The organism is Vibrio sp. LaRot3 (assembly GCF_027587025.1).
Classification (GTDB): domain Bacteria; phylum Pseudomonadota; class Gammaproteobacteria; order Enterobacterales; family Vibrionaceae; genus Vibrio.
On record NZ_JAPPTI010000016.1, the window covers coordinates 52,027 to 62,867 of the forward strand.

11 protein-coding genes and 1 pseudogene are annotated in these 10,841 nt (G+C 44.7%); 4 read left to right on the forward strand and 8 right to left on the reverse strand.

Features of this window, described 5'->3' with window-relative positions:
• Window positions 1-18: 18 nt before the first annotated feature.
• From acuI to ilvG, 6 genes are all read right to left on the reverse strand, one after another.
• Complete coding sequence (gene acuI, locus OH461_RS18845) at window positions 19-999, reverse strand: acrylyl-CoA reductase (NADPH) (protein ID WP_270022087.1); 981 nt, start codon at window positions 997-999, stop codon at window positions 19-21.
• Between the two features lie 171 nt (window positions 1,000-1,170).
• The gene (ilvA, locus tag OH461_RS18850; protein WP_270022088.1) at window positions 1,171-2,712 is read right to left on the reverse strand and encodes a threonine ammonia-lyase, biosynthetic; all 1,542 of its coding nucleotides are present in this window, start codon (window positions 2,710-2,712) and stop codon (window positions 1,171-1,173) included.
• 3 nt (window positions 2,713-2,715) lie between these two features.
• The gene (gene ilvD, locus OH461_RS18855) at window positions 2,716-4,557 is read right to left on the reverse strand and encodes a dihydroxy-acid dehydratase (RefSeq protein WP_270022089.1); all 1,842 of its coding nucleotides are present in this window, start codon (window positions 4,555-4,557) and stop codon (window positions 2,716-2,718) included.
• Between the two features lie 14 nt (window positions 4,558-4,571).
• Window positions 4,572-5,522 (reverse strand): branched-chain-amino-acid transaminase, encoded by a 951-nt coding sequence (ilvE, locus tag OH461_RS18860; RefSeq protein WP_270022090.1) that lies wholly within the window; start codon window positions 5,520-5,522, stop codon window positions 4,572-4,574.
• Between the two features lie 13 nt (window positions 5,523-5,535).
• Window positions 5,536-5,820 carry an acetolactate synthase 2 small subunit gene (ilvM, locus tag OH461_RS18865; RefSeq protein ID WP_260261626.1) on the reverse strand — a complete coding sequence of 95 codons (285 nt, stop codon included), beginning with the start codon at window positions 5,818-5,820 and terminating at the stop codon, window positions 5,536-5,538.
• A gap of 1 nt (window position 5,821) precedes the next feature.
• A complete protein-coding gene (gene ilvG, locus OH461_RS18870) occupies window positions 5,822-7,468 on the reverse strand; it encodes an acetolactate synthase 2 catalytic subunit (RefSeq protein ID WP_270022091.1) in 1,647 nt (548 codons plus the stop codon).
• Between the two features lie 533 nt (window positions 7,469-8,001).
• Between ilvG and OH461_RS18875 the strand changes: the two are divergent.
• Window positions 8,002-8,202 (forward strand): annotated as a pseudogene (locus tag OH461_RS18875) (magnesium chelatase domain-containing protein); the annotation flags it as partial.
• Window positions 8,203-8,250: 48 nt separating this feature from the next.
• Here the strand turns inward: OH461_RS18875 and OH461_RS18880 are convergent.
• Together OH461_RS18880 and OH461_RS18885 are read right to left on the reverse strand one after the other, a co-directional pair.
• Window positions 8,251-9,045: a ubiquinol-cytochrome C chaperone family protein gene (locus OH461_RS18880; protein WP_270022092.1), complete on the reverse strand. Its 795-nt coding sequence runs from the start codon at window positions 9,043-9,045 to the stop codon at window positions 8,251-8,253.
• Window positions 9,046-9,047: 2 nt separating this feature from the next.
• Window positions 9,048-9,320, reverse strand: a complete 273-nt coding sequence (locus OH461_RS18885; protein ID WP_270022093.1) for a hypothetical protein — start codon at window positions 9,318-9,320, stop codon at window positions 9,048-9,050.
• A 296-nt stretch (window positions 9,321-9,616) separates the two neighbouring features.
• Between OH461_RS18885 and OH461_RS18890 the strand changes: the two genes are divergently transcribed.
• The 3 genes from OH461_RS18890 to OH461_RS18900 form a co-directional block, all read left to right on the forward strand.
• Complete coding sequence (locus OH461_RS18890) at window positions 9,617-9,775, forward strand: hypothetical protein (protein WP_270022094.1); 159 nt, start codon at window positions 9,617-9,619, stop codon at window positions 9,773-9,775.
• Window positions 9,750-10,121: a hypothetical protein gene (locus OH461_RS18895; RefSeq protein WP_270022095.1), complete on the forward strand. Its 372-nt coding sequence runs from the start codon at window positions 9,750-9,752 to the stop codon at window positions 10,119-10,121. Before OH461_RS18890 ends, OH461_RS18895 begins: the two co-directional genes overlap by 26 nt.
• On the forward strand, window positions 10,122-10,841 hold a 720-nt coding region (locus tag OH461_RS18900; protein WP_443088480.1), incomplete at its 3' end, for a relaxase/mobilization nuclease domain-containing protein.

Consider the following 10,841-nt stretch of genomic DNA (forward strand, 5'->3'; position numbering starts at 1 on the left):
AACTCAATACGCTATCGATTATAGTTTGATCACTACTCGGCCTGTTACTTGGCCATTAGTGATGTCTTCTGCGTATTTCGGTGCTTCTTCTAGTGCCACTTCTGTACACGCCTGTTCAAAGTAGCTCTCTGGTAGTAGTTCAACCAGCTTTTCCCAGGCAGCAATACGTTTCTCTGTTGGGCATGAAACAGAATCAACACCCTGTAGGCGAACGTTACGCAGAATGAATGGCATTACAGTGGTTGGTAGATCAAAGCCGCCTGCTAGGCCACATGCTGCCACTGCACTGTTGTAATCCATTTGAGCGAGAACTTTTGCTAGTACTTTGCTGCCTACAGTATCCACTGCACCTGCCCATACTTGTTTCTCAAGCGGGCGAGCTGGCTCTTCAAACTCCGCACGGTCAATGATGCGGCTTGCACCAAGCTTCTCTAGTAGTGGGCCGTTCTGTTCTATGCGACCTGTTACCGCTGCAACTTTGTAGCTTAGAGCTGAAAGTAGTGATACTGCTACTGAGCCAACGCCGCCACTTGCGCCAGTAACAAGAACTTCACCTGCTTCTGGTTTTACGCCAGCATCTAAAAGGGCTTGAACACAAAGCATGGCAGTAAAGCCTGCTGTACCGACCATCATCGCTTTCTTGCTGTCTAGACCTTTAGGTAGTGGTACTAACCAATCTGCTTTTAGACGCGCACGTTGTGCCATGCCACCCCAATGGTTTTCACCAACGCCCCAACCAGTCAATACCACTTTGTCACCCGCTTGGTAACGACCATCTTCAGAACTGACGACTGTACCAGCTAGGTCAATGCCCGGAACCATAGGGAAGTTACGGATGATTTTACCTTTACCTGTAATAGCTAGGCCATCTTTGTAGTTCAGAGAAGAGTAATCGACATCAATCAGTACGTCGCCTTCTGGCAGTTGTTCTTCTTCGATTTGCTCGATGGTCGCTAGAGTGCGTTTGTCTTCTTGATTTAGGATCAGAGCGTTAAACATTAGATATCTCCGCATGTATGCAGCAATTAAATTAGGGTTAGTTTAGTCGTGTTTTGTCTATGACTGAAATGAAACTTTATCATTTTGTTTATGCGTTAAGCGCATGGAGTGTTTAGCTAACTTATTGAGAATAGAACAAAGCCAGTCAATCGACTGGCTTTTATACGAAGATTAAGACAAAAAGAACTGGTAGGAAGGATTATCGGTTTCGTCTTTGCATTGATAACCCAGTTCGCGCAAGTGAGCAGAGAAGCGGGTTAAGTCGCTGTCGTCTAGCTCAAAACCACACAATACGCGGCCATAATCTGCGCCGTGGTTGCGATAGTTAAATAAGCTGATGTTCCAATGCGTTCCGAGTGTACTTAAGAACTTAAGTAATGCGCCCGGATATTCTGGAAACTCAAAACTATAGAGTCTTTCTTTGAGTGGTTTAGATGGCTTACCACCAATCATGTAGCGAACGTGTAGTTTCGCCATTTCATCATCTGAGAGGTCAACCACTGGGTAACCGCCAGCGCGAAGATCTTGAATGATATTATCCAGTTCTTCTTGGCCGCCATTGAGACGTACACCAACAAAAATGTTCGCCAGTGAGTCATCGTTGTAGCGATAGTTAAACTCTGTTACGGCTCGGCCACCAATGATGTTACAGAACTCAAAGAACGCACCTTGACGTTCAGGAATCGTCACGGCCAGTAAACCTTCACGCTTCTCACCAAGTTCACATCGTTCAGAAACATAACGTAGGCCATGGAAGTTGGTGTTGGCACCTGAAAGTACCGTGCCTAATTGTTTACCTTGAAGTTGCTGTTGATCGGCATATTTCTTCAATCCTGCTAGCGCCAAAGCGCCTGACGGTTCAGCGATCGCTCGGGTGTCTTCAAAGATATCTTTCACAGCGGCGCAGATTTCATCACTTGAAACGCTGATATGGCCATCAATGTATTGCTGACAAAGACGGAAGGTCTCTTCACCAATGCGTTTAACCGCCACACCATCTGCAAACATACTGACTTGGTCAAGCACCACTGGCTCTCCCGCATCTAATGCCGCTTTTAGGCAAGCAGAGTCTTCTGGTTCAACGGCAATCACTTTGATTTCAGGCATTAGCTGTTTAACTAATACCGCGACACCAGCGGCTAGGCCGCCGCCACCGACAGGAACAAAGATGTAATCGAGATGACCGTTTTGCTGCAACATCTCCATGCCAATTGTTCCTTGGCCTGCGATCACTAATGGGTGGTCAAAAGGAGGCACGAAGGTGTAACCATGAAGCGCGGATAGACGTTCGGCTTCTGCTTTGGCTTCATCAAAGTTGCTGCCGTGCAAGACCACATTACCACCAAAGCCTCGCACCGCGTCGACTTTGATATCGGGTGTGGTTTTCGGCATCACGATAGTCGTTTTGATACCCAATTTTGTGCCAGACAGCGCCATGCCCTGAGCGTGGTTACCGGCAGAAGCAGCAATAACACCTGCGGCTTTTTGCTGCTCTGTTAGGCTAGCGACCATGTTGTATGCACCGCGTAACTTGAACGAGTGAACAGGCTGGCGGTCTTCACGTTTGATTTGTACTGAGTTACCAATCCGTTCTGAAAGGCGAGGCATCTCTTGCAGTGGAGTGACCGTCGCGACTTCATAGACAGGGGCGCGTAGAACCTGACGCAGATAATCTGCGCCAGATTGTTTGGGTTGTGAATTAGCATCACTCATGGGCTAGCCCTCAAGGATAGACTTATCGCGCACCGCGCCTTTATCGGCACTGGTTGCCATGCTTGCATACGCTTTTAGTGCAAAAGAAACTTCACGTTGACGGTTGGCAGGTTTCCAGCCTAACTCATCTTGTTTAGCACGACGTGCAGCTAATTCCTCTTCAGGTACATCTAAGGTGATCGAACGGTTAGGAATATCAATTGTGATGATGTCGCCGTCTTTTACTAAACCAATTGTACCGCCACTTGCTGCTTCTGGTGAGGTATGACCGATTGATAGGCCCGATGTACCACCAGAGAAGCGACCATCAGTTAACAGCGCACAAGCTTTACCAAGCCCCATCGATTTCAGGTAAGTGGTTGGGTAGAGCATTTCTTGCATGCCCGGGCCACCTTTTGGCCCTTCGTAACGAATCACGACCACTTCGCCTGCTTTTACTTTGCCACCAAGAATGCCTTCAACCGCGGTATCTTGGCTTTCAAATACAATTGCAGGGCCTTGGAAGGTTAGGTTTTCTTCATCTACCCCGGCCGTTTTTACGATACAGCCATCAACGGCGATATTACCTGAAAGTACCGCTAGGCCACCTTCTTGACTAAAGGCATGTTCGCGTTTACGAATACAACCATTCTCACGGTCATCATCTAAGCGATCCCAGCGACAATCTTGTGAGAAAGCTTTAGTGGTTCGAATGCCAGCAGGGCCTGCGCGGAAAAACTGCAATACGTCAGGGTTGTCTGTTTGCATGATGTCGTATTCAGCGAGCTGTTGCTGCATGGTCATACCAAGTACGGTATGGGTTTCACCATTGATAAGACCTGCGCGATCAAGTTCACCAAGAATGGCCATGACACCACCTGCACGGTGTACATCTTCCATGTGGTATTTCTGGGTTGATGGTGCAACTTTACAAAGGTGTGGTACGCGGCGAGACATCTCGTCGATATCTGTCATGTTGAAATCGATGTCACCTTCTTGAGCGGCTGCCAATAAGTGAAGCACCGTGTTACTTGACCCGCCCATGGCAATATCCAGTGCCATCGCATTCTCGAAAGAAGCGCGGCAAGCAATGTTGCGTGGCAGGGCTGATTCATCATCTTGTTGGTAGTAACGTTTGGTGAGTTCAACAATGCGCTTACCGGCATTGATGAACAGTTGCTCACGATCGGCGTGCGTTGCTAGCATTGAGCCGTTACCCGGCTGAGACAGACCAAGCGCTTCGGTTAAACAGTTCATTGAGTTGGCGGTAAACATCCCTGAACATGAACCACAAGTTGGACATGCAGAGCGTTCTACTTGTTGGCTTTGTTCATCAGATACGGTTGGGTCAGCTCCTTGAATCATGGCATCAACGAGGTCGAGCTTGATCAGTTGGTCAGAAAGCTTGGTTTTCCCCGCTTCCATTGGGCCACCTGACACAAAGATAACCGGAATGTTAAGGCGCATCGCCGCCATCATCATTCCCGGTGTGATTTTGTCGCAGTTGGAGATACATACCATGGCATCAGCACAGTGGGCATTGACCATGTACTCTACTGAGTCAGCAATTAGCTCACGTGATGGTAGCGAGTAAAGCATGCCACCGTGACCCATCGCGATGCCATCATCAACTGCAATCGTGTTGAATTCTTTGGCAATACCGCCAGCTTTTTCAATTTCACCCGCAACCAGTTGACCCATGTCTTTTAAATGCACGTGGCCCGGTACAAATTGGGTAAATGAGTTCACAACAGCAATGATAGGCTTACCGAAATCTTCTTCCTTTACACCTGTTGCTCGCCATAATGCGCGCGCACCCGCCATGTTACGGCCGTGGGTGGTGGTGGCCGATCTGTATTTAGGCATATTAAGTTCCTCTACTACTTGGCTGAGTTCTGTTTTTCAGGGTAGACGTAATCTAACCAACCCCATTTGTCTTCTGTGGTGCCATTAAACAGACCGAAGTATGCCTCTTGAACCGCTTTGGTGATTGGGCCGCGCTTACCGCTGCCCACTTCAATTTTATCTACTGTACTTACCGGTACGACTTCTGCTGCTGTACCCGTCATGAATACTTCATCCGCAAGGTACAGTGCTTCACGAGCAATGTTTGCTTCACGTACTTCATAACCCATTTCGCGCGCTAGCGTCATGATGGAATCACGAGTAATACCCGGCAGGATTGCGCTGGTCGCAGGAGGCGTCGTGATAACGCCATCTTTGATGACAAAGATGTTTTCACCGGCACCTTCTGATAGGTAACCATCAACGCTGAGTGCAATGCCTTCATCGTAGCCGTGGCGACGAGCTTCACCGCCCACTAATAGAGAAGAAAGGTAGTTACCACCCGCTTTAGCTGCGGTTGGGATAGTGTTAGGTGCGGCGCGGTTCCAGCTAGAAATCATTGCATCAACGCCATTTTCTAGCGCTTCTTCACCAAGGTAAGAACCCCAAGGGAAAGCGGCAATGATGAGCTCCATTTCGGTATCTGCTGGTGGGCATACACCGAGCCCTACATTACCCACAAAGCCCAGTGGGCGAATGTACGCATTATCGAGTTTGTTCTGGCGCAGAGTTTCGCGGGTCGCTTCCATGATCTCCTCAACAGAGTAAGGAATAGGGAAGCGGTAAATTTTTGCGGAATCTTTGAGTCGTTGTGCGTGCTCGCGGTGACGGAAGACAATCGGGCCTTTTGGCGTGTTGTAACAGCGTACCCCTTCAAACACAGATGTACCGTAGTGCATTGCGTGAGTCAGTACGTGAACGTTCGCTTCTGCCCAAGGAACCATTTCACCGTTAAACCAAATATAGTCTGCAGTTTTTGTTGCCATTGTATTGCCTTCCTTATGCACAAATTTTTTGTTGTAAATTGTTGTTGGGTAATTGGTCGTTCGCGATTTGGGTAACGGCTACCTTGCGAACATCCCATAATTTTTCAATTTGATTGGTGAGAAACGAAATCGGGCGGTCGCTATCGACGATGATCTCAACGCTAGCGACTTTGCTTTCATGATTTTGCGTCGCAGCGACCTGTTTGATGATAAAACCGCGATGGCGAATGACACGCAGAACACGCTCTAACAATACCGGTTTATCGTCCGCTTTGATGTCGAGTAGATATCTTTCCATTTTAAGTGTTCTCCAACATGTCACTGTTTGACGCACCGGGTGGTACAAGTGGCCATACGTTTTCTTCTTCATCAATCAATACATGAAGTAGGTATGAGGTCTTGCTGGCTAGCATCTCTTTGAGTGCTGGTTCAACTTCCTCTTTGGTGGTGATGGTTTTACCCGGAATATCGAACGCTTTCGCCAAGGTAATAAAGTCAGGGTTATCATCCAAAATGGTTTCACTATGACGACCATCGAAAAACAGTGATTGCCACTGGCGAACCATGCCTAAACGTTGGTTGTTTAACAGCACGATTTTGACTGGAATTTGGCGACGCTTAAGCGTGCCAAGTTCCTGAACGTTCATCATGAACGAGCCATCACCTGTAATAAGGATAGACTGGTCATCAGGGCGAGCGACAGCTGCCCCCATCGCGGCTGGCAAGCCAAAGCCCATAGTGCCGAGACCCGCAGAGGTAATGAAGTTTTGTGGTTCGCGTGGCTGAATATGTTGTGCCGCCCACATTTGATGCTGACCAACGTCAGTAGAAACAATGGAGCTATCAGGCATTAAGTCAGACAGTTGCTTAAGTAACCCCGGTGCGTAGATAAGCTCGCCCGGGTGGTCGTAACGCCATTTGAATCCGCTGCGTAAACTTTCGCTATGACGTACCCATGGCGTGATGTCTCTAGAAAGCTCAAGTTGAGGAAGGACTACCGGAATCTCACCGCGCACAGGAGCGTTTGCTTGGCGTAGTTTGTGGATCTCTGCGGCATCGATATCGATGTGAATGACCTTTGCGCTTGGAGCAAAGGTGTCAAGCTTACCAGTCACTCGGTCATCAAAGCGCGCACCAACAGCAATCAGCAAATCACATTCTTGTACGACTAAGTTGGCAGCTTTGGTGCCGTGCATACCGAGCATGCCTAAGTAGTGAGGGTCATGGCGCTCAATGGTACCAAGGCCTTTTAAAGTGCTAACTGCTGGCATTGGGTTTAAACGCAAAAACTCACGAACAGCGTCGGTGGCTTTACCTAACTGCACACCACCACCGACGTACAGTACTGGACGGGAGCTGTTATCCAGTAATTGTTGCGCAAGGGTGATGTCTTCAGCGGAGGCAACGGGCATCGCTGGAGGCGTAAATGGAGGAAGTACCGTCACTGGCGCTGGAGCAAGTTGAACATCTTTGGCGATATCAACGATAACAGGGCCGGGGCGACCGGTTTGCGCCACTTCAAAAGCCTCTGCGAGTGTTGGCGCGAGATCTTCTGGGTCTGTGACTAGGTAGCTGTGTTTGGTACAAGAGAGTGACATGCCGATCACATCCATTTCTTGGAATGCGTCAGTACCGATATGAGAGCTGGCGACTTGGCCAGTGATGGCGACTAATGGCACAGAGTCCATAAATGCATCGGCAAGGCCAGTCACCAAGTTGGTTGCGCCTGGGCCTGATGTCGCCATGCAGACGGCTACTTCTTGAGTAGAACGCGCCATGCCGATAGCGGCCATCGCTGCGCCTTGCTCGTGGCGACACAGTATGTGTTCTACGCCACCATCGTATAGGGCGTCATAGATGGGCATGATGGCTCCACCCGGGTAACCAAATACGGTTTTAATCCCTTGTTGCTTTAATGCGGCAACGACCAATTCTGCTCCTGTCATTGACCGCCTCCTGTGCTACCGATGTAGCTGTCCTTTGTTGTGTTGCACTTCATGTGCGCTCCCATCCTTCCTGTTTGCTCTATTGCTTTAGAGCAACTCCCGACAAGTAACGGCACTTGAAGGGAAAGTTATAATTTTGTCTGTCTTAGTGATCAAATCTACTCAACGCGATGAATCTAGCCTGCAAATTGTAAAAAACCCCCGGACTTTCCAGTGCGGGGGTTTTTGTTATTCTGTGGTTTGTTTTCGCCCACTACACCCCGCGCGAGTCAATAATGACCACGATAATCAGGGCAATCAGTGCGTGAAAGCGGGCGTTTAAATTCATATATATTTTTTGTCTGTTGTGTTTACGTAATTTGATACGAAATTGTTTGCGTCTCTAGTGGTATCACATATATCCGTTAAATGACAAGCAAAAACTCATTCTTTTTTCACATTCTTTCAGCAAATCCCCAAGCAATATAACAATGGCGCTATAGAAATGGCCGTTTTTATTGATTCACCGTATCAAATCAGTCAGTGGGGCTTAAATGGGATTAGCAGTTGTATACAGTCGGGCATCGATTGGTGTTGAAGCGCCGTTAGTGACGGTTGAAGTTCATATTAGTAATGGTATGCCGGGCTTTGCGTTGGTTGGATTGCCAGAAACGACGGTGAAAGAGTCTCGCGATCGGGTTCGCAGTGCGATCATTAACTCTCGGTTTGAGTTCCCCGCTAAACGAATCACAGTGCTATGAGTTAAAAACAGGAATAGAGGTGAGACCTCTATTCCATTTGTATTATGCTGCTACTTTATTCCCACACTCTGGGCAAAATTTCATTGTTGTATCAGGAAGCATAGCGTCACATTTGTCACACTGTAGGGCGTTAAGTTTTTTTCTAAGCATTGCTACATGAATTACACACGGTATTGTAACTTTATAAGCAGGGCCTGCTATATCAACGGCGGTCCACAAGCCTGTAATTGCCCACCCAATAGGGCCAGTTAAGATAGAAGCTGTTCTCATTAAGGTAGCATTAGTTGCAAGCATCAAGCCTCTTCCAAGAATTAACCTTGCAATTTGATTGGCAATAATGAGTGTCAATTGGTAAGAATAAAATCCACCAGATCTAAAAATAGCAATAAATGCAGATGTAGCTATTCCTCCTTTACCTAAGCCGCCTTTTGCTCCCATTTCATCCATCAGCTTTTGTTTATCTTCATCAGACATTTCATCTAAAGCTTTAGTGAGGATTGTTTCCAAGATTGCATTCTCAATATCTTCAATGCTTTTATCTTTGTTAAAAGGTGCTTTAATTTTTTTTGCTACGTCACAAACCATTTCGTGATAGCTAGGGCCTTCACCACCTCTAAATACGTTAGCGAACGAGTTACCACCCATATCTCTGACTTCTTTTGCTATTAAATCTGCATATTCAGAATGAGATGGTTCGTGTAGTTTATAAGATTCATGAATGGTTAAGGTCTCTGATAGCTTTGTCTTAAGATAATCGACTAAAGCTTCTAAGTCTTCATCAGAAGCAATTTCTAAAACTGGGTTTATATCTTTATCAAAAACTGACGTGTTTTTCATTTTCATTCCTTTGTTAGATAATCTAATACTAATTTGTTTATATACTTTTTTGTTGATAGATCTTTAGTGGGGAAAACATCTTCAGAAGTTTTCACTATTAATTTGACAACGTCATCAGAAAGTTGATTTGTAAGGGCTAACTTTCTAATAGATAGGGCTACTCGTAGGCGTTCATCAAACTCTCCGTTAGAGCCTCTAACCTCAATTAGTTTTTTTGCTTCAGCCTTTAGTTTTGCTCTGCGTTTCCGTTGTCTCTCCGCATCTGTCATTGCCATACTGTAGCGCCTTCTTCGTGACTGTCACGAAATGATATGCGCCAATTTGCTATGTGTCAATAGGCAAGTATCCATTTAATGAATGATTTTTGACAATCTAGAAACAAGTGATAAAACAGTTATATAAGGTCATATTGCAAGTAGGAAGTGGGGAACCCACTTACTTGATTTATCTAACGATAAATATGCAAATATTCGCTTAAAGCTCTATTTGAATCAAACAGTCTCTACCGCATTATCATTTGGTTTATCGACTATTTAATTTAAAAGAATCCGCATTACATTTGGAGAAAAACATGAAAGAAACTATGTATGAAAAAGAATATCTACCATCTAAATTAAAACATCTTGAAGTAATAATTATGCTGATAAATTCAAACGATAAAGAAGAATTAGAAATAAAAAACAAAATTAATAACGAGGTGCGAAATGAAAAAAGAAAAACGAGATCCTAACAAAACAAGTTTACATTTAAGACTTTCAACAGAAACAAAAACACATTTGGAAGAATTAAAAGAACTTGGAGATTTTAAAAGTTTTGAAGAAACTATATTGGCTTATATGTCCCAGAACGGAACAGAAGTAAAAAAGGTATACATTGATGAAGATGGTCATTGTTTGAAACTAATGAACAATTTAATTAAACATTCTACAAACTTAAATCAAATAGCAAAAATTGCAAATCAACAAAATAGTTTATCTTTAGAAGAAATTAAAGAATTTCAACAGAATCATTTGGTTTTAATCAACGCAAAAAGGTATTTAACAAAGAATGTAAAGATATTAAAAAAGAGGTTATAAATGGCAGTATTCAGAGTTCTACACGAAGGTAAAACATTAAGGGGATTACACGGAACAGTTAGATATAATTCAGTCGATAAAAAAGGTTTGAACAGTCCAGAAAATCCAAGGCTCATAGGTGTTGAGTCGAATTGTGGCTTTTGTTTGGACGTTAACGATAGAGACGAATATAAACGATTAAAAGACAGTTTTGTTATGTCTGTTGAGGCTAACTCAAAGCTATCTAAGAACTCTCGACAATCCTACTTATATGAACATTCAATGATCTCTTTTTCAGAGGCAGACGATGAAAAATATTCGCTTGAAGAACTTCAAAAACTTGCCCTTGAAGCTTGTGAACTCTACGATTCAAAGTTTAATGAAACTCCTTTTATGCTGTTTCCTCAGACCGACTCAGGTAAGACCCATTTCCACGTTGTCAGAGGCTTTCACGATGATGAGGGCAAGTATCAAAGACAAGTCCAATCAGGTCGTAAAATGGAAAAATCAGCGCAAAAATTAGAGAAAAAATACAATCTAACTTTCACAGGTAAAAATGATCCAAATAATTGGTTTATGATTGACGGGAAAAGAACTTATATTCCAAAACATAAACAAGATGGTAAAAAAACAGTTATAAATAAATACTCTAGTAAAATTAAAGTTCACGAAGATAAAGTAAATAAATTAGAAGATAAAAAATCATTTGTTCAAAATGACATTACAATTTTAACCAACGAT